This is a genomic window from Shinella lacus (genome assembly GCF_010994755.1).
GTDB lineage: Bacteria > Pseudomonadota > Alphaproteobacteria > Rhizobiales > Rhizobiaceae > Shinella > Shinella lacus.
Genome location: NZ_WHSB02000005.1, coordinates 95,281 through 114,303 on the forward strand (window position 1 = coordinate 95,281; position 19,023 = coordinate 114,303).

Annotated in this window: 19 protein-coding genes; 10 read left to right on the forward strand and 9 right to left on the reverse strand. The window is 65.3% G+C overall.

Annotation, left to right across the window (positions count from 1 at the left end; all coding sequences use genetic code 11):
* Positions 1–177 precede the first annotated feature (177 nt).
* The 5 genes from GB927_RS14895 to GB927_RS14915 form a co-directional block, all read right to left on the reverse strand.
* Positions 178–1,347: a M20 aminoacylase family protein gene (locus GB927_RS14895; RefSeq protein WP_256117910.1), complete on the reverse strand. Its 1,170-nt coding sequence runs from the start codon at positions 1,345–1,347 to the stop codon at positions 178–180.
* Position 1,348: 1 nt separating this feature from the next.
* A complete protein-coding gene (locus GB927_RS14900) occupies positions 1,349–2,167 on the reverse strand; it encodes an ABC transporter permease (RefSeq protein ID WP_256117911.1) in 819 nt (272 codons plus the stop codon).
* Positions 2,167–2,895 (reverse strand): ABC transporter permease, encoded by a 729-nt coding sequence (locus GB927_RS14905; protein ID WP_256117912.1) that lies wholly within the window; start codon positions 2,893–2,895, stop codon positions 2,167–2,169. The genes GB927_RS14900 and GB927_RS14905 overlap by 1 nt, the downstream gene beginning before the upstream one ends.
* A gap of 70 nt (positions 2,896–2,965) precedes the next feature.
* Complete coding sequence (locus GB927_RS14910; protein WP_256117913.1) at positions 2,966–3,745, reverse strand: transporter substrate-binding domain-containing protein; 780 nt, start codon at positions 3,743–3,745, stop codon at positions 2,966–2,968.
* Positions 3,746–3,774: 29 nt separating this feature from the next.
* Positions 3,775–4,548 carry an ABC transporter ATP-binding protein gene (locus GB927_RS14915; RefSeq protein ID WP_256117914.1) on the reverse strand — a complete coding sequence of 258 codons (774 nt, stop codon included), beginning with the start codon at positions 4,546–4,548 and terminating at the stop codon, positions 3,775–3,777.
* 35 nt (positions 4,549–4,583) lie between these two features.
* Here GB927_RS14915 and GB927_RS14920 point away from each other — a divergent pair, with 35 nt between their 5' ends.
* From GB927_RS14920 to GB927_RS14945, 6 genes are all read left to right on the forward strand, one after another.
* Positions 4,584–4,766 carry a hypothetical protein gene (locus GB927_RS14920; RefSeq protein WP_256117915.1) on the forward strand — a complete coding sequence of 61 codons (183 nt, stop codon included), beginning with the start codon at positions 4,584–4,586 and terminating at the stop codon, positions 4,764–4,766.
* Positions 4,763–5,641, forward strand: coding sequence for a dimethylarginine dimethylaminohydrolase family protein (locus GB927_RS14925; RefSeq protein WP_256117917.1), 879 nt, complete (start codon positions 4,763–4,765; stop codon positions 5,639–5,641). Before GB927_RS14920 ends, GB927_RS14925 begins: the two co-directional genes overlap by 4 nt.
* Before the next feature lie 10 nt (positions 5,642–5,651).
* Positions 5,652–6,284, forward strand: a complete 633-nt coding sequence (locus tag GB927_RS14930) for a TetR family transcriptional regulator C-terminal domain-containing protein (protein ID WP_256117918.1) — start codon at positions 5,652–5,654, stop codon at positions 6,282–6,284.
* A 36-nt stretch (positions 6,285–6,320) separates the two neighbouring features.
* Complete coding sequence (locus GB927_RS14935) at positions 6,321–7,511, forward strand: pyridoxal phosphate-dependent aminotransferase (RefSeq protein WP_256117919.1); 1,191 nt, start codon at positions 6,321–6,323, stop codon at positions 7,509–7,511.
* Complete coding sequence (locus GB927_RS14940; protein WP_256117920.1) at positions 7,508–9,115, forward strand: 5-guanidino-2-oxopentanoate decarboxylase; 1,608 nt, start codon at positions 7,508–7,510, stop codon at positions 9,113–9,115. Before GB927_RS14935 ends, GB927_RS14940 begins: the two co-directional genes overlap by 4 nt.
* A 211-nt stretch (positions 9,116–9,326) precedes the next feature.
* Positions 9,327–10,214, forward strand: a complete 888-nt coding sequence (locus GB927_RS14945) for a hypothetical protein (protein ID WP_256117922.1) — start codon at positions 9,327–9,329, stop codon at positions 10,212–10,214.
* 48 nt (positions 10,215–10,262) lie between these two features.
* Here GB927_RS14945 and mscL read toward each other — a convergent pair whose 3' ends face one another.
* Entirely contained in the window at positions 10,263–10,703 is a 441-nt protein-coding gene (gene mscL / locus GB927_RS14950; protein WP_160857655.1) for a large conductance mechanosensitive channel protein MscL, read from the reverse strand.
* Positions 10,704–10,889: 186 nt separating this feature from the next.
* Between mscL and GB927_RS14955 the strand changes: the two genes are divergently transcribed.
* Entirely contained in the window at positions 10,890–14,390 is a 3,501-nt protein-coding gene (locus GB927_RS14955) for a hybrid sensor histidine kinase/response regulator (RefSeq protein ID WP_256117923.1), read from the forward strand.
* Between the two features lie 2 nt (positions 14,391–14,392).
* Here GB927_RS14955 and GB927_RS14960 read toward each other — a convergent pair whose 3' ends face one another.
* Positions 14,393–15,046, reverse strand: a complete 654-nt coding sequence (locus tag GB927_RS14960; protein ID WP_256117925.1) for a response regulator — start codon at positions 15,044–15,046, stop codon at positions 14,393–14,395.
* 81 nt (positions 15,047–15,127) lie between these two features.
* The gene (locus tag GB927_RS14965) at positions 15,128–15,556 is read right to left on the reverse strand and encodes a hypothetical protein (protein ID WP_256117926.1); all 429 of its coding nucleotides are present in this window, start codon (positions 15,554–15,556) and stop codon (positions 15,128–15,130) included.
* A 108-nt stretch (positions 15,557–15,664) separates the two neighbouring features.
* Between GB927_RS14965 and GB927_RS14970 the strand changes: the two genes are divergently transcribed.
* From GB927_RS14970 to GB927_RS14980, 3 genes are all read left to right on the forward strand, one after another.
* Entirely contained in the window at positions 15,665–16,012 is a 348-nt protein-coding gene (locus tag GB927_RS14970) for a DUF952 domain-containing protein (protein ID WP_256117927.1), read from the forward strand.
* A complete protein-coding gene (locus GB927_RS14975) occupies positions 16,012–17,097 on the forward strand; it encodes a quinone-dependent dihydroorotate dehydrogenase (RefSeq protein WP_256117933.1) in 1,086 nt (361 codons plus the stop codon). The genes GB927_RS14970 and GB927_RS14975 overlap by 1 nt, the downstream gene beginning before the upstream one ends.
* Positions 17,098–17,235: 138 nt before the next feature.
* A complete protein-coding gene (locus GB927_RS14980; protein ID WP_256117935.1) occupies positions 17,236–17,538 on the forward strand; it encodes a DUF2934 domain-containing protein in 303 nt (100 codons plus the stop codon).
* Positions 17,539–17,652: 114 nt separating this feature from the next.
* Here the strand turns inward: GB927_RS14980 and GB927_RS14985 are convergent, their stop codons facing one another.
* Positions 17,653–18,999 (reverse strand): MATE family efflux transporter, encoded by a 1,347-nt coding sequence (locus tag GB927_RS14985; RefSeq protein WP_256117937.1) that lies wholly within the window; start codon positions 18,997–18,999, stop codon positions 17,653–17,655.
* Positions 19,000–19,023: the final 24 nt, after the last annotated feature.

The following is a 19,023-nucleotide window of genomic DNA, read 5'->3' on the forward strand; positions in this document are numbered from 1 at the left end:
GCGCCGGGGGGGCGCCCGCTTGCGCGGTAAAAGTGTACAAGAGAGACGCATTGTTAAAGATTTATGACGGTAAAAATCCGCTAAGCTGATTTCAAGGGTTTCACGAATGTGTGAAGCCCGAAAAATCGGCGAAAAAACTCGCTCCCGCGCGTCCCAATTGTGGCAGGATTGTGTCGATCAGCCAGCCCGAAGGTAGTGTTCGGCAAGCTCCGTCCAGAATGCGGCGCCGATGGGCAGCAGGTCGTCGTTGAAATTGTAACCGGGGTGATGGAGCGACTTGTCGTTCTCGCCGCCCTTGCCGCCGAGGAAGAAATAGGTGCCCGGCCGTTCCTTCAGCATGTAGGCGAAATCTTCGCTGCCCATGAAGGGCCGCTCCAGGTCGACGACCTTGTCGGCGCCGGCAAAGCGGGTGGCGAGTTGGCGCACCAGGTCCGTCTCGGCCGTGTGGTTGACCGTCGCATCGTAGAAGCGCTGGTAATCCACCGTCGCCGTCATGCCGTAGCTTTCGGCCTGGCGCTCGGCGATGAGGCGGATGCGGCGCTCCAGCTCGTCGCGCACCGCGGGATCGAAGGAGCGGATGCCGACGACAATTTCGGCGCGGCTCGGGATGATGTTGCTGGCGGAGCCCGAATGGAAGGAGCCGACCGTCACCACCGTCGGATCGAGCGGATGGATGTTGCGCGAGACAATGGTCTGGAGCGCCATGACGATGGAGGCACCGCCGACGATCGGGTCCAGCGTCTCCTGCGGCTCCGCGCCGTGGCCGCCCACGCCATTCACAGTGATGCGCGCCTCGTCGACCGCCGCCATGATTGGGCCGTCGCGCAGCGCGAACTGGCCGAAGGGCAGGCCCGGCTCGTTATGCAGTGCGAAGACGGCGTCGCAGGGGAATTTGTCGAACAGCCCCTCCTCCACCATGATCTTGGCGCCACCGAAATTCTCTTCGGCCGGCTGAAAGATCAGGTGTACCGTGCCGTCGAAATTGCGCCGCTCGGCGATCGCCTTCGCAGCCCCCAGCAGCATGGTCGTGTGCCCGTCGTGGCCGCAGGCGTGCATCTTGCCCGGCGTCTTGCTGGCATAGGGAAGGCCGGTCTCCTCGAAGATCGGCAGGGCATCGATATCGGCGCGGATGCCGATCGACTTGCGGCTGGTGCCGTTTACCAGCGTCGCGACCAGGCCGGTCTTGGCGAAACCGCGCGTGACCTTGTAGCCGTAGCTTTCCAGATGGCGCGCGATGACATCGGAGGTGCGCACCTCCTCCAGGCCCAGTTCCGGGTGCTCGTGCAGGTCGCGGCGGATCGCCACCATTTCGGGCATGGAATTTTGCAGCGTCGTATGGATCGTCATTTCAGGCACCACGTGTGGGGATTTTGCTCTCGAAGTAGCGGAAGCCGACCACCAGGATGGCGGTCAGGCAGAGATAGATGAGCGCCAGCAGCAGCAGCGGCTCATAGGTCAAATAGGTCTTCTGCCGCACCTGGGAGATGATGGCGTAGACATCGATGACGGTGATCGTCGCGACGAGCGGCGTCGCCTTCAGTTGCAGCACGGTCTCGCCGGTTAACGTCGGCAGGGCGCGATGCACGGCGCGCGGCAGCCAGATACGGCGGAAGACGGTGAAGGGGCTCATGCCATAGGCGCGCGCTGCCTCTAGCTCGCCCGAAGGCACACCGGCAAAGGCGCCGCGCATAACCTCGCCCTCATAGGCAGCGAAGGAGAGGGTCAACGCCACCACGCCATAGGGCCAGGATTCACGCAAATAGGGCCAGAGGAAGGAATTACGGATTTCCGGGAACTGCGGAAAGAGCGAACCGAGCCCATAATAGAGCAGCCAAAGCTGGAGGAGAAGCGGCGTGCCTCGGATCACCGTGCAGAAGACCTGCGCCAGCATTTTCAGCGGCCACGGCCCCGTCACCTGTACAAGGCCGATCGGCACGGCCAGGAGAAAGCCGAGAATCGAGGTGCTGGCGAGCATTATCAGCGTCATACCAACACCGTCGGCAAGACGATCAGAATATTCCGGCACCCAGTCCCAGCGCATGAACCAGACGATGCAGAAGACAACGGCGGCAGCGATCGCCATCAGCACGATGCGATGCGGCTTGAAGATGCTTTTCTTCGTCGGCAGGTCTGTCAATGCGAGGGCGGTGATGGTCGGGTCGCTCATCAGGCGGCCCTCGCCATGCCGCGTCGGTAGTGCCGCTCGATGAAGCCGATCAGCACATTGGAGACCAGCGTGATCATCAGGTAGAGCACGCCGGCCGCGCAGAAGAACAGCAGGTAGGCCTTGGTGCTGCCCGCCGCCTGGCGGGTGACCAGCGTCAGCTCGCTGAAGCCGACCACCGCGAGAAGGGCCGTGTCCTTGGTGGCGATCAGCCAGAGATTGGAGAGGCCGGGAATGGCATGCGGCAGCATGGCCGGCAGCGTGATGCGGCGCATGACCTGGAACGGCGACATGCCGTAAGCGCGCGCCGCCTCCATCTGCCCCGCCGGCACCGCCTTGATCGCGCCGCGCAGAACCTCGGTGGAATAGGCGCCCTGCACGACGCCGATGACGAAGATGCCAGCCGCAAGGCCGCTGATATCGACAGGGCCGAAGCCGACGAGCGCCGAGAGCTGATTCAGCACGTCCGTGCCGGCATAATAGAGAATGAGGATCAGCACGAGCTCCGGCACCGCGCGCACCAGCGTGGTGTAGACCTCCAAGAGGTCCTTGGTGACCGGGCCGCCATAGAGCTTGCCCATGGCGCCGCCGGTGCCGAGGATCAGGCCGAGCGCATAACCACCGACGGCAATCTGGAGGGACTGCCAGAGCCCCGCCAGCATCACCCCGCCCCAGCCGGGCGGCTCAAGCGCAAGCAGGCTCCAGTTGATCAGCGATCCGGCATCGGCCATGGGGTCTCGTGTCCATTCGAGGAGAAAGGCCGGCGGCAAGTGCCGCCGGCATCAGGGACAGGGCAGACTATCAGCCGCCGTAGACGTCGAAGTCGAAATACTTCTTCGAGAAGGTGTCATAAGTGCCGTTGGCGCGGATCGCCTTGATGGCAGCGTTGATCTTGTCCTTCAGTTCCGTTTCGCCCTTGCGAAGGCCGACGCCGACGCCCAGCCCGAGGATTTCCGGATCGTCCTTCACCGTGCCCTTCATGTCGCAGCAGGCGCCCTGCTCGGTCTTCAGGAAGTCGGTAAGCGCAATGGAATCGGCCTGCACCGCATCGATGCGACCGGCGGCGAGGTCGTTGTTGGCCTCATCCTGCGTCTGGTATTCCTTGACCGTGGCACCCGCCTCGCCGAAATATTTGTTCGCATAGACCTGGTGGATGGTCGCAACCTGCACGCCGAGCGTCTTGCCGGCGAGGCCTTCCGGCGTCGCCTCGAACTTCACGTCCTTGGCGCCGATGATGCCCGGAGGCGAGTTGTAATATTTGTCGGAGAAGTCGATCGTCTGCAGGCGTTCCGCCGTGATCGACATGGAGCCGATGATCATGTCGATCTTGTTGGTGGTCAGCGCCGGGATGATGCCGTCCCAGGCGACCGGCGTGATGACGCAGTCGAGCTTCGCTTCGGCGCAGATCGCCTTCATGAAGTCCACTTCCCAGCCCTGCCAGTTGCCGGAAGCGTCCGGCGAGGTGAAGGGCGGATAGGGCTCGGCGGCAAAACCGACGCGGACCTGCTGGGCAGCCGCGCCCGAAATGGCCGCAAGGCCGATCGCGGCAGCAAGGGCGATTGTCTTCAAGGCACTCTTCATGATTTTCCCTCTGTTGGTTTTTTTGGTTCTCAATGGATGGAGCTGATGAATTTCTTCAGCCGCTCCGATTTCGGCGATCCGAACAGTTCGTCCGGCGGGCCTTGTTCCTCGATGACCCCATTCGCCAGGAAGACGACGTGGCTCGCGACGTTGCGCGCGAACTTCATCTCGTGGGTGACGAGGATCATCGTGCGCTTCTCCTTGGCGAGGTCGCCGATGACGGAGAGCACCTCGCCCACCAGTTCGGGATCGAGCGCGGATGTCGGTTCGTCGAAGAGCATGACATGGGGCTGGATGGCGAGTGCGCGCGCGATGGCGGCGCGCTGCTGCTGGCCGCCGGAGAGGAAGGCGGGATAGGCGTCGCGCTTCTCATAGAGCCCGACGCGGCGCAGCAGCGCCTCGGCGCGGCTGATCGCCTCGTCCTTCTTGACGCCCAGCACATGCACGGGCGCCTCGATGACGTTTTCGAGGATGGTCATGTGCTGCCAGAGATTGAAGCTCTGGAACACCATGCCGAGGCGGGAGCGCAGGCGCTGCACCTGCTTGCGGTCGGATGGCGTCATGCCGCCATGGCCGTCCTTCTTCATGGCGATCGTCTCGCCATGGATCGTCACCGATCCGGCGCTCGGCAGCTCCAGCATGTTGATACAGCGCAGGAAGGTGGACTTGCCGGAACCCGAACCGCCGATGATGGCGATGACATCGCCCTCATGCGCGGTGAGTGATACGCCCTTGAGAACTTCAAGCGGCCCGAAGCGCTTGTGCAGGTCCCTGACCGCGATAGCCTCGGCGCGTTCCGTCATCGTGGAGAGGTCTCCAGCGCACGGAAAATCGATGCATGGATCATGCCAAACTTCCCCTGTTTTTCAGCGTTCCCGCGGGCATCTTCGGCCCGTCGTGGCGTCTTGTGGAAAGCATCGTGGCACTTGTTAAGAAATTATTCAAGCGTATAATAGGTCAAACGCTGACTTTTCTGGCAGCGCCCACCCATGATCAAATTTCCAGCAGGAGCATTGAATGACCGCCTACGGTTCGCAGGAAATGTCGGCCCCCCTGATGCGCGTTCTGATGCGCCGCCCCGGCGAGAGCCTGAAGGGGGCCGACGCCGCCAAGTGGCATTACGGCCCGACCTTCGACGGCGCACGCGCCGTGCACCAGTACAAGGCCTTCGCCGAGCTGGTCGAAAAATCCGGCACCGAGATCATCTGGCTGGAGGACGAGGGCGATGGTCTTGCCGACGCCATGTTCACCCATGACCCGTCGCTGATGTCCGACCATGGCGCCATCCTGCTGCGCATGGGCAAGCCGCTGCGTGTCGCCGAGACCGCCCTGCATGAAAAGGCCTATGCCGAGCGCCAGATCCCGATCCTGGGCCGCATCCACGGCGAAGGCACCGTCGAGGGCGGCGACTGCATCTGGCTCGACGCCAAGACGCTGGTCATCGGCCGCGGCGTGCGCACCAACCAGGAAGGCATCGACCAGATTTCCTCCCTCCTCGCGCCGCACGGCATCACCGTGCTCGCCTATGACCTGCCGCTCTGGCATGGCGAGGAGGCCTGCCTGCACCTGATGAGCGTGATGAGCCCGCTTGCCGAGGACCTGGCGCTCGTCTTCGCGCCGCTGCTGCCGGCGGCCTTCTACCAGCTGCTCAAGAAGCGCGGCATCCGCCTCATCGAAGCGCCGGCCGACGAATTCCACGCCAGCAACGGCCTGTCGCTCAACGTCCTGCCGACCAAGCCGTACGAGGTCATCATGGTGGAAGGCTTCCCGGCCACCAAGGCGGCGATGGAAGCGGCCGGCTGCACCGTCGAGACCTTCGAGGCGGATGCGCTGTGCATCGCCTGCGAGGGCGGCCCGACCTGCCTGACGCGGCCGGTGCTGCGCCGCGCGGCTTAACGGAGGAAAAATGGCCCGCCGGACCTTTCATCGCGCCCCAGAAGCCGAACGCCGCCACGACCTGATCGAGGCGACGCTCGACTGCATTGCCGAATACGGCCTTGAGGGTGCGACGGTCCGGCAGATCGCCATCAAGGCGGGGGTGACGGCGGGCCTCATCCGGCACTATTTCCAGTCGAAGGAGCATATCCTTCAGGAGGCCTATCGCATCGTCATCGGCCGGCTCACCGAAAAGGCCGAGCGGGTGACGGGCGATCCGGAAACGCGGCTGCGTGACTTCATCGTCATCAACCTGACGGAGCCGGTCGCCAACAGCCGCAGCCTCTCGCTCTGGGCTTCGTTCATCAGCCGGGTCAGCGTCGATCCCGAACTCGCCGCCATCCACCGCGAAGGCTATCTGAGCTTTCGCAACGCGCTGGAAAGCCTGCTTGCCGATTTCCTGACGGAGCGCGGCCAGGATGCCTCGCCGGAGCGCTGCCGGACGCTGGCCATCGCCATCAACGGCCTGCTCGACGGACTGTGGCTGGAGGGCTGCCTCGCCGGCGAACTTTTCGGCGAGAGCGAACTGGTCGAAATCGCGCTCAACTCGATCGAAACGCTGCTGGGACTACGCCTGAGGCCGGTCGACGCGACGAGCGCCTGAACCTAAACGACATCAATTGAAATGCGGAGAACGGCCATGCGCTATGCATCCATCACAGATCGGCTTCAGAATCTCGGCTCGGAAAAATGGGCCATCCATGCCGAAGCGCGGCGCATGAAGGCCGAGGGCAAGCCGATCATCGAGCTCACCATCGGCGAGCCGGACGTGCCGCCGGATCCGATGCTGCTGGCCGAGGCCGTGCGCGCCATGCATGCCGGCCGCTACCGCTACTCCAACGGCCGCGGCGAGCCCTCCATCGTCGATGCGCTGGTGCGCAAGTACAGCAAGCGCCGCAACGACGTCACGACCGCCAACGTGCTGTGTTTCCCCGGCACTCAGACCGCCCTCTTCGCCGTCATGCTCGGCCTCGTGGAAGCGGGCGATGCCGTGCTCGTCGGCGACCCGCTCTATGCGACCTATGAAGGCGTCATCCGCTCGACGGGGGCGGAGCGCATCGCCGTGCCGCTGCGCCCGGAAAACGGTTTCCACATGAAGGCGGCCGATCTCGAAGCGGCGATTACGCCGCAATGCCGCGTGCTGCTGCTCAACACGCCGCACAACCCGACCGGCGCGGTGCTGAGCGCTGACGAGATCGCCGAAATCGGCGCGGTCTGCCGCAAGCATGACCTGTGGATCGTCTGTGACGAAGTCTACGAACAGCTCGTGTTCGGCGCGACCTTCGCCTCGCCCTTCGACAATCCGGACCTTGCCGAGCGCACCATCGTCGTCTCCTCCATCTCCAAGTCGCATGCCGCCCCGGGCTTTCGCAGCGGCTGGGCGATCGGGCCTGCGGATTTCTGCACGCGCCTGCTGTCGGTTTCGGAGACGATGCTGTTCGGCGGCCAGCCCTTCATCGCCGACATGACGGCCTATGCGCTCGACAACCCGATCGCCACCGCCGCCACGATGCGCGAGACCTATAAGGCACGCGCCGCCCGCTTCGTCGCCGCCCTTTCGCGTGCGCCCGGCCTCGTGCCGCTGCCGCCGGAGGCCGGGATGTTCATCGTCGTCGACGTTGCCGAAACCGGCATGAGCGGCGAGGATTTCGCCTGGGCGCTGCTCCGCGAAGAACTGGTCGCCGTGATGCCGGGTTCGTCCTTCGGCGACGAGGCGGAGGACTATATCCGCCTCAGTTTGACCGTACCCGATGCCCATATCGACGAGGCCTGCCGGCGCATCACCGCGCTTGCCGCCCGATCCGCAAGCCCCAAGGAGCGCCGCGCATGACCACGAAAACCGTAGGCGAAGTTCTCGTCGACCTGCTGGAGGCCAATGGCGTCGACGTCGTGTTCGGCATTCCGGGCGTGCACACGGTCGAGCTCTATCGCGGCCTCGCCGCCTCGAAGATCCGCCACATCACGCCGCGCCACGAACAGGGCGCCGGCTTCATGGCGGACGGTTATGCGCGTGTCTCCGGCAAGCCGGGCGTCGCTTTGGTCATCACCGGCCCCGGCCTCACCAACACCATCACGGCGATGGCGCAGGCGCGCCAGGATTCCGTGCCGATGCTGGTCATCTCCGGCGTCAACCGGCGCGATTCGCTCGGCCATGGCCGCGGCCTCCTGCATGAACTGCCGGACCAGCAGGGCATGATGAAGACGCTGGCGCTCTATTCGCACACGCTGCTCAATCCCGCCGACCTGCCGCTCGTCGTCGAGCGCGCCTTTGCCGTGCTGCTCTCCGGCCGTCCCGGCCCGGTGCATATCGAAATCCCGACCGACGTGATGGCCAAGCCCATCGAGACCGGCAGTTTCCCCCGTGCCGTCGCGACCCGTCCGCGTGCCGATGCGGAAACCCTGCAGCGCGCGGCGATCCTCTGCACCAATGCGACGCGGCCCGTGATCCTTGCCGGCGGCGGCGCGGTGACGGCGGAAGACGAAATCCGCGAGCTTGCGGAGCGCATCGGCGCCCCGGTCGTCACCACGGTCAATGCCCGCGGCATGCTCGCCGGCAATGCGCTCTGCGTGCCGGCAAGTCCGAGCCTCAAGGCCGTGCGCCGGCTGCTTGCCGATGCCGACCTCGTCGTCGCCTTCGGCACGGAATTCGGCCCGACCGACTACGACATCAACGTCGACGGTGGTTTTCCGCGGTTGAAAACGCTGATCCGCATCGATATCGACGCCGCGCAGCTTGCCCGCACACCGCAATCGGGCCTGTCGATCTTCTCCAGCGCCAAGACGGCGGCGGCCGGCATGCTCGGCTTCCTCGAAGGCCACAAGCCGATCGGCAACGGCGCTTCGCGCGCCGAAACCGCGCGCAAGAACGCCTGGAAGGAACTGACGCCGAAGATGCAGGTGGAAGTCGGCGTTATCGACGCGGTCTACCGTGCGCTGCCGAAGGCGATCATCGTCGGGGATTCCACCCAGGCCGTCTATGCCGGCAACTACTATTGCGATGCGCCGCGCGCGCGTAGCTGGTTCAATGCGGCGACCGGTTATGGCGCACTCGGTTACGCCCCGCCGGCGGCGATCGGCGCCGCCCTTGCCGAGCCGGATGCGCCGATCGTCTGCCTTGTTGGCGATGGCGGCCTGCAGTTCTCGCTGTCGGAAATCGGCTCGGCGGCGGATGCGGAGGCGCGCGTGATCTTCCTCGTCTGGAACAATGACGGCTACCAGGAGATCGAGAACTACATGGTGGATGCCGGCATCACGCCGGAAGGCGTAAAGCCCTCCGCGCCGGATTTCATCGCCATCGGCACCGCCTATGGCGTGCCCTCCGAACGGCTCGCGGACGTGCGCGACCTGCCGGCGGCGCTGGAGCGGGCGGGTTCGCGCAACGGCCCGAGCCTCATCGAAATCCACCAGACGAAGACGGCCGGCGCGACAGCGTGATTCGCAGGCACGGCACGCCGGGCGACAAAAAGGCATCGACCGGGGCGGGTGATCCCGTTCCGGCAAAGCCTGAAATCTCCGGGGTTTCGGTCGGGCAGACGCCTCGTTCAGCCGCCTTGCTTTGCAAAACCGTCGTTTATTTGTCATGGATGACCGCGCTGTTTGCCGCCCACCCGCGTCGACGGCTATGGGCAACGGGCTCGGGCAAAGGTTGACGGACCAGCAGAAACTTCCACGACCGGTCTATCAAAGGGTGCCGCCCGGTGCGCGGCCGCCCGCGCCGTCTTTTGTCCAGAAGGTGCTCGACTGGGTGCCGATGCGCGATTTCCTGGCGGCCCAGGCGGGCTTCACCGGACGGTTCAACCGCGCGGTGAGGCGGCTCGATCGCGAGGGCGGCCCGGCCATCCCGGCCGCGCAAAGCCACTTCCATTTCGGCGAACAGCTGGTCATCCCCGTCGCCGCAAAGAGCCTGACGACGCGGCTTCGCGACAATATTTCCGATCGCGAACGACTGCGCTGGATCGGCACGCATTTCCTCGACGGCAGCGACTGGAGCCGGATCGTCGAACCGCTGGAAAACTCCTCCTCGCACGCGGAGATCCTGGAGCTCATCAATACGCGGCAGGATTTTCGCGAGGGCAAGCGCTATCGCGGCTATGCAAAACGCATCCATGACGGCGCCGTCGTCAAGCGCAACCGCATCGTGATCGACACGATCGACAAGCTCGACAACTATTTCGAATATTACTTGGCACTGATCGCCGACATCGAGACGAACGGCATCGTGCCGCATTCCGATCTCGGCCTGCTCGGCCAGACCGGCCGGCGCCACCGCTGGACGCGCACGCTCTGGCAGGACCTCGCCGAACGCGACATCGGCGTGGCGGTCGATGCGGAAGGCCGTCTCGTCCGCCATACCAACGGCAAGCACCGCATGGCGGCGGCGCTGGCGCTCGGCATCGAGCGCATCCCGGTGGAAATCCGCCTCGTGCATGCCGGCTGGCTCCGGCAGCAGGCCGACCTGCTCGGGCTTTCCCCGGCCGATGCCCTGCTCGCGACGCTCGAACAGGCCCGCGCGACGGGCTGGCCCGCAATGTAAAAAGGCCCGGCGAACCGGGCCTTCCATTCGCACTATAGGGGCGAAACCTCAGACGGCCGGGCGGCTCTTCAGGAGGTCGCGGATTTCGGTAAGAAGCAGCACGTCTTCCGGCGGCGGCGCGGGCTCGGCAGCACCGGCGGCCTTTTCCTTCTCCAGCGATGCGCGCATGCGGTTCACGCCCTTGATCATCAGGAAGATGATCCAGGCGAGGATCAGGAAGTTGATGAGGACGGTGATGAAGCTGCCATAGGCGAAGACGGCGCCCTGCTCGCGGGCGGCGGCGAGCGACGTTGCCGTCACATTGCCGGAGAGCGCGATGAAGTAGTTGGAAAAGTCGAAACCACCCCCGGTCAAAGCACCGACGATCGGCATGACGAGGTCGTTGACGATGGATTCGACGATCTTGTTGAAGGCTGCACCAATGATGACACCCACGGCGAGGTCCATAACATTGCCGCGGGCGATGAACGCCTTGAACTCATTGAGCATGCGGGTCTCCTTTTGCTGCGACGCAAGGGCAACCTAGTGTAGTTTTTCACGGGAGGAAACTGGGGCCTGTCAATATCTAGGGGTTTACACACCGTCCATGTCCACCCCCAACCTTAGACGCAATTTCCTTCCCGGCGTCTTTGGCCTATTCTGCGCCAAGAAGGCCGAAGGACTGCGGGAGGAAGCATGCCGGGCTCGCTGATATTCGCCTTGGCGCTCGCCTATCTGCTGCTGCTCTTCGCGGTCGCAAGTTACGGAGATCGCAAGGCCAAGCACTCCGGCCGAGCATCCAAGGGCCGGCCGCTGGTCTATGCGCTGAGCCTCGCGATCTACTGCACCTCCTGGACCTATTTCGGCGGCGTCGGCCTCGCCACCACGCACGGCCTGGAATTCGCCGGCATCTATATCGGCCCGATCCTGATGTTCACGCTCGGCATGCCGCTGGTGCGCCGCATCGTGACGCTGGCGAAATCCGAGCGCCTCACCTCGATCGCCGACTTCGTCGCCGCCCGCTACGGCAAGAACCCCGGCGTCGCCGCCGTCGTCGCGCTGATCTCGCTGATCGGCTACATTCCCTATATCGCGCTCCAGCTGAAGGCGGTTTCGAGCTCCGTCTCGGCCATGGTCGATACGACAGGCTTCGGAATCGCGTCCTCGGGCGGCCTCGTCGACCTGCCGCTGGTCGTGACGCTCTTCCTCGCCTGTTTCGCCATCGTCTTCGGCACGCGGCATACGGACGCCACCGAGCACCAGGACGGCCTGATCCTCGCCATCTCTATGGAATCGCTGGTGAAGCTCGTCGCCATCGCCTCGATCGGCATCTACGTCATCTATTTCATGTTCGATGGGCCGGGCGACCTCTGGCAACAGGCATCGCAAAACGAACGCGTCATGCAGTCGCTGAGCTACGAGACGCCGGTCGCGCGCTGGATCCTGCTGATCGTGCTGTCGGCCTTCGCCATCGTCATGCTGCCGCGCCAGTTCCACGTCACCGTGGTGGAGAACCGCACGGCCGGCGAATTGCGCATGGCGGGCATCCTCTTCCCGCTCTATCTCGTCGCGATCAACCTCTTCGTCCTGCCGGTGGCGATCGGCGGCGTTTTGACCTTCAACGGCACGGGCGACGGCGACCTCTATGTGCTGACGCTGCCCATCGCGCTCGACCAGCCGGTGCTGACACTGGTGGCCTTCATCGGCGGCTTTTCCGCCGCCACCGCCATGGTCATCGTCGCCTCGGTGGCGCTCTCCATCATGGTATCGAACGACATCGTCATCCCGGTGGTGCTGCGCCGCAACCTCATCGGCGGCGTCGAGCAGCAGGACGACCTGTCGCGCATGCTGCTGCGCATCCGGAGGCTCGCGATCTTCTTCGTGCTGCTGCTCGGCTACGCCTATTACCGCGCCGCCACCGCCAATGCCGGCCTCGCCTCGATGGGCCTGCTCGCCTTTGCCGCCATATCGCAGGTGGCGCCGACGCTCCTCGGCGGCCTGTTCTGGCGCAATGCCAATGCGCGCGGCGCCATGGCCGGCATGATTTCCGGCCTCGTCGTCTGGGCCTACCTGCTGTTCCTGCCGAGCATCGGCGTCGCGGACAATGCCTATGTCGCCGAAACGGTGCTTGGCTTCCTCTTCCCCGGCTCCACTATCTTCACCGGCGACAATGCCGATCCGCTGGTCAACGCGACGCTGGTCGCGATGATGGTCAATATCGGTGCCTATGTGGTCGGCTCGCTGACGCGCAATCCGACCTCGCTGGAGCGGCTCCAGGCCGCCACCTTCATCCCCTCCAAGCCCCGCCTCGAACGCGCCTTCCGCGGCCGCCGCACCAAGGTGACGGTGAAGGACCTCAAGACGACGATCGCCAAATATCTCGGCGAGGAGCGCATGCAGCGCTCGTTCCACACCTATGAGCGCCAGGTCGGCCGGTGGCTGGAGGACAATGCGCCGGCGGACGCCGCGATCGTGCATTTCTCCGAGCAGCTGCTCGGCAGCGCCATCGGCTCGTCTTCCGCGCGCCTCGTGCTGTCCCTCGTGCTCCAGCGCATCGACGACACGCCGACGGATACCGACTGGCTGCTCGACCAGGCGAGCGAGGCGCTGCAATATAACCAGGACATGCTGCAGACCGCGCTCGGCCAGATGGACCAGGGCATCGCCGTCTTCGACAGCGCCGGCAACCTCACCGTCTGGAACCGCCGCTTCCGCCAGTTGCTCGACCTGCCGGAATATGTCGGCCAGGTCGGCTTTCCGCTGGCCGATATCGTCGACATCCTCGTGGAGCGCGGCGATATCGCGGAGGCCGACCGCGAGGCGGCGGTGACGCGCACCATGATCTATGACGAACCCTTCGCGCTGGTGCTTTCGGGCGGCGAGCGCATCATCGAAGTGCGCACCAACGCCATGCCGGAAAAGGGCTTCGTCTCCACCTATACCGACATCACCGACCGGGTGGCGGCCGACCGCGCGCTGAAACAGGTCAACGAGACGCTGGAACAGCGCGTCGTTCAGCGCACGGCCGAACTGACCCGCGTCAATACAGAGCTTGCGGAAGCCCGCGCCGCCGCGGAAGAAGCGAATATCAGCAAGACGCGCTTCTTCGCCGCCGCCGGTCACGACATCCTCCAGCCGCTCAATGCTGCGCGCCTCTATTCCTCCTCCCTCGTCGAGCGGCTCGGCGAGACGGAAAACCGGGAGATGATCCACAACATCGATTCCTCGCTGGAATCGGTGGAGGCCATCCTGGGCGCGGTGCTCGACATTTCACGCCTCGATACCGGCGCCATGAAGCCGCGCGTGCAGACGGTTCCCCTCAAGGACCTGCTCAGGCGCATCGAGACCGATTTTGCACCGATGGCGCGCGCGAAGAACCTGAAGTTCACTGTGCTCTCCTCCTCGCTCGCCATCCGCACGGACCCGAACCTGCTCCGACGCGTCGTGCAGAACCTCGTTTCGAACGCCATCAAATACACCAACTCCGGCAAGGTGCTGGTCGGCGTGCGGCGCAAGGGCGGACAGGCCATTCTCCAGGTGCTCGATTCCGGCATCGGCATTCCTGCCTCGAAATTCCGCACGGTGTTCAAGGAGTTCGCCCGCCTCGACGAGGGCGCGCGCACGGCACCGGGCCTCGGCCTCGGCCTTTCCATCGTCGACCGCATCTCGCGCGTGCTGTCCCACCCGGTCGAGCTGCAATCGACGCCGGGGCGCGGCACCAGCTTCAAGGTGCGGGTACCCGTCGATGCCGCCGCAAGCCGCCCTGTCGCCGACAAGCCGGCGATCGTGCCGGCGAGCGACGAGCCGCTGCGAGGCCTGCGCGTGCTCTGCATCGACAACGAGCCGAAGATCCTCGACGGCATGCGCCTGCTGCTCTCCGGCTGGGGCTGCGCGGTGACGCTGGCCGAATCGGTGGCGGCGGTCGAGGCGCTGGTGGCAGCCGGGCCGCCCGCCATCGACGCCGTCATTGCGGACTATCACCTCGACGATGGTACGGGGATTGCCGCGATTGCCACGCTGCGGCGCGCGGCCGGGCGCGAAGTGCCGGCGCTGCTGGTGACGGCTGATCGCACGCCGGATGTGCGCGCCGAAGCGGAACGCGACAATATCCTCGTGCAGAACAAGCCCGTGCGCCCCGCCTCCATGCGGGCCTGGCTGACGCAGTTTTCCGCGCTGGAGCGCGCGGCCGCCGAATAGGGTTAGGCCGCCGCCTGCGCGCTGCCGATCTTGCCGAGCTGGATGACGGCCTGGGTGCGGCTGTCGACGTTGAGCTTCAACAGGATCGCCGAGACATGTGCCTTGATGGTCGCCTCGGAGACGCCCAGCTCATAGGCGATCTGCTTGTTGAGCAGGCCTTCGGCGAGCATGGCGAGCACGCGCGACTGCTGCGGCGTGAGCGTGCGCAGGCGCGCGATGAGATCGGCCACCTCACTGTCCTGCTCCGGCCCGCGCACATAACCGCCCGGCGTGTAGATATTGCCGTCGAGCACCGAGCCGATGCCCTCGCGGATATCCTCGATGGAGGCGGATTTGGAGATGAAGCCGGAGGCGCCGAGATCGAGCGCGCGGCGGATCGTCGCCGGATCGTCGCTTGCCGAGACCACCACGACGGGCAGGCTCTGGAATTCGGCGCGAAGCGAGATGAGGCCGGAAAGGCCGCTGACGCCGGGCATGGCGAGGTCGAGCAGCAGCAGGTCGGCATTCGGATTGGCCGTGGCGGCCTGTCGTGCCGCCTCGAAATCGCCCGCCTCGACGATATCCGGATTGCCCGCCATTCCGGTGAGCGCCTGTTTCAAGGCGCCGCGGAACAGCGGATGGTCATCCGCGATGATGATCGTGAGTGCCGATGCCATGCGCTCCCTCCCCAGAGTACAAAGACCAGTATGGACCTCGCGACGGATGCGGCACGGTCTTCGCCGGCTAAGGATGCTCCGTCAGGTCTTTTCGGGGATCGCGTCCGTCCCGGGGGCGGTTTCCTCCTCGCCGTCCTCCAGGTTTTTCACGATGCCCATGAACCTTTGCATCATCTTTTCCATGATGCTCATGGTCCGGTCAATCTCTTCATCCGTGGGTAGTGACGGTTTTACGGCCGTTTGCCCGGTTGCGCCGCCTTTTTCCAACGCTTCGACGCGCTTGGTCAGGAGGTCCAGTTCCTTCTCGAAGGCCGCGCGCTCATCGGCCGCCATGCGGCAGACGATCTGGCCGTCCTGCTCCCGGCACAGCGAAACCTCGCCCGACACCGTGTCGAGGCGCACGAAGCCGCTGTCGGTCTTGTCCATGCGATAGCGGCCTTCGCCTTCCGCCTGGGCGGAGCCCGCCAGGAGGACGGCGACGAAGACGAGGGGCAGAGAGCGAATTCGCATGCAAAATCCTCCAAGGACCGGTTCCCGGGCGTGTCGCCGGTGGACATTCGCCGTTCTTTGCGGCAAGCGCTACCGTTGAGAACGGCAGGCAAGGGAGAAACGGGCGAGATGGCCAAAACAATCTACAAGATCGTTCCGGCAAGTCTGTGGCAAAAAGCAAAGGAAGCCGGGATTTTCGAGGGCGCCGCGATCGACCTCACCGACGGCTTCATTCATTTCTCCACCAGCGCCCAGGCAATCGAGACCGCCGCCCGCCATTTCGCCGGCCAGAGCGATCTCCTGCTGGTCGCCGTCGATGGTGATGCGCTCGGCGAAAAGCTGGTCTATGAGCCCTCGCGCGGCGGCGATCTCTTCCCCCATCTCTACGCCGCCCTGCCGCTTGCCGCCGTGCTTTGGGAAAGGCCCCTGCCGCTCGGCCCCGATGGCGCCCACCAGTTTCCGGAGATGAATGCGTGATGTCGCTGCTTTCGACGCTCGGCCGCAAGGGCCTCTTCCTGTTCGATCCCGAAACCGCGCACGGCATGTCGATCGCCGCGCTGAAGACCGGCATTGTGCCGGCCTGCCCCGCGAAGGCCGATCCGCGTCTCGCGCAGACCATCGCCGGCCTCACCTTCCCCAACCCGCTCGGCATGGCCGCCGGCTACGACAAGAACGCCGACGTGCCGGAAGCGCTGCTGCGCCTCGGCTTCGGCTTCACGGAGATCGGCACGGTGACGCCGCGCGCGCAGGAGGGCAACCCGAAGCCGCGCATCTTCCGCCTCGTCGAGGACGACGCCGTCATCAACCGCCTCGGTTTCAACAATGCCGGCCATGCCGCCGCGCTGGAACGCCTGAAGACCTGCCGGCGAGATGCGCTGATCGGCGTCAATATCGGCGCAAACAAGGACAGCGCCGACCGGGTCGCGGACTATGTGGCGGGCATCCGCACCTTCTACGACGTCGCGCGCTACTTCACCGCCAACATCTCCTCGCCCAACACGCCGGGCCTGCGCGATCTCCAGGCGAAGGACAGTCTGCACGCATTGCTCTCCGCCGTGCTTGCCGCCCGCGCGGAGGAAGCGGCGCGCAGCGGCCGGCAGGTGCCGGTCTTCCTGAAGATCGCGCCGGATTTGACGGAAGAGGGTCTCGACGACATCGCCGAGGTGGCGCTCGCGCATCCGCTCGACGGCCTCATCGTCTCCAACACGACGCTGTCGCGCGAAGGCCTGCGCGATACGCGCCAGGCCGGCGAGGCGGGCGGGCTTTCCGGCAAGCCGCTCTTCGAGAAATCGACCACCGTGCTCGCCAAGATGCGCCGGCGCGTCGGCGAAAACCTGCCGCTCATCGGCGTCGGCGGCGTCTCCTCGGCGGAGACGGCGGCGGAGAAGATTCGCGCCGGCGCAAACCTCGTCCAGCTCTATTCCTGCATGGTCTATGCCGGCCCGGGGCTGGCCGGCGAGATCATCGGCGGGCTCTCGCGCATTTGTGATCGCGAGCAGATCGCCTCGATTTCCGCGCTTCGCGATACGCGGCTTGCGCACTGGGCCGACCGGTCCCTCTGAGCGGCACGACGGAACCAAACTCGCCCGGCAGGGTTTCTCTCTTGCGGGTGGAGTGCGCGGCAGAAGCCGATAACGATCGACGGTAGCCTGCACCGATCCCGCCCAATAACGGCCAAAAAGGCAGGAAGGGACAAGACCATGGACGATCACAACGAAAGGATCCGGCAAAGGGCCCACGAAATTTGGGAAGAAGAAGGTCGCCCGGAAGGCCGCGAATATTCGCACTGGCTGCGTGCCCGGGCGGACGTGAACGAGGCTGAGACCTCAGGGGCGGAGCGGGCCAGCAAGGCCGATATCGCGCAGAGCACGCTTCCTCCCGGCACCGTGCCGGAAAATCCCACGGCGGAAAATCCCGACCGCATCGTGCGGCTGACGCCGGTGCCCGCGAAAAAGCCGCTTGATGTTCGGGACATCGACACCCAGCTCGACCAGCCATTCTGACCATCGAGCGCCCGGGCCGGGGTTGCGCTCCGGCCCGACGAGCCTGAGCATTTCCAGCCGAAGCGGCATCGCTTCGGCGTCGGATAATGCGGCAAGACAAAAACCGGAAATGCTTCAGGCGAATTGCCGCCCGGCCAGCACGGGCAGCCGCAAGGCCAGGAAAATCCCGCGAAATGCGAGAAACAGATTGAGCGACAGCCAGAGGCCGTGATTGCCGAAGAGCGGCACGAAGACGGCCAGCGCCAATAGATAACCGGCAAAGGCCGCCAGCATCATGTTGCGCATGGCCGACGACCAGGTGGCGCCGATGAACACCCCGTCCATCTGGAAGGCGAGCGCGCCGGTGATCGCCGTCAGCGCCGCCCATGGCAGGTAGGCTGCCGCCTCCGCCCGCACGCTTTCCGTCGTGGTGAGCAGGCCGATCACATCCGCCCCGAAGGCGAGGAACAGCGCCGTCGTAAAGGCGCCAAGCCCGAAGGACCAGAGCATGGTGAGCTTCACCGCGCGGTCGAAGGCCGGCCGGAAATTCGCGCCGAAGGCGCGGCCGACGAGCTGTTCGGCCGCATTGGCGATGCCATCGAGATAATAGCCGGCGACGAGGAAGATGTTCATCAGCACCGCATTGGCGGCGAGCACGAGCGGGCCGAACGAGGAGCCGATGCGCGTCATGATGGCGAAGGCGCCGATCAGCACGAAGGTGCGGATCATGATGTCGCGGTTGAGCGAGAAGAGCGCTTTCAGCCGCGTGCGCGCGAAGATTTCCGCGCGCGTCGGCCGGTTCGCCCGGTCGAAGCGCGAGACGACGATGAGGAGGCCGGCCACCATGCCGATGGTTTCACCGGCGAAGGTGGCCCAGGCGATGCCGGCAATGCCCCAGCCAAGCCCGAGGCCCAGCGTGATCGACAGCACGATGTTGATGCCGTTGATGATCGCCTGCAGCAGCAGCCCCGTCGTGCCCTGCCCGCGGCCGAGCACGAAGCCGAGCAGCGCATAATTGGCGAGCGCCATGGGGGCGGAGAGCACGCGGATCGTGAAATAGGTCGTGGTCACCGCGGCAACACCCGGGCCGGGCGCCATCAGGAAGAGGCCGGCGGAGAGCAGCAGCGGCGACAGCAGCGCGATCGCCAGCCCGCAACAGAGCGCGATGGTCAGCGAGCGCCAGTAGACCGCCTGCTCCTCGCGCCGGTCGCCGCGGCCGAAGGCCTGCGCAACGAGCCCCGTCGTGGAGGCGCGCAAAAAGTTGAAGCTGCCGAGCAGGAGATCGAAAATCACCGCGCCGACGGCCATTCCTGCCAGCGCGTCCGCGGAACCCAGCCGGCCGGCCACGGCCGTGCCGGTAAGCCCGATCAGCGGCGTCGTCAGGAAGCCGAGCGTCATGGGAATGGCGATCGCCAGCACGAGCCGGTGCGTCACCTCGAAGGGACCGGCCTCGCCGTTTTCGCCTGCTGCCGTCGCATTCATGGTCCCGCCCCGCCCTAGGCTTCA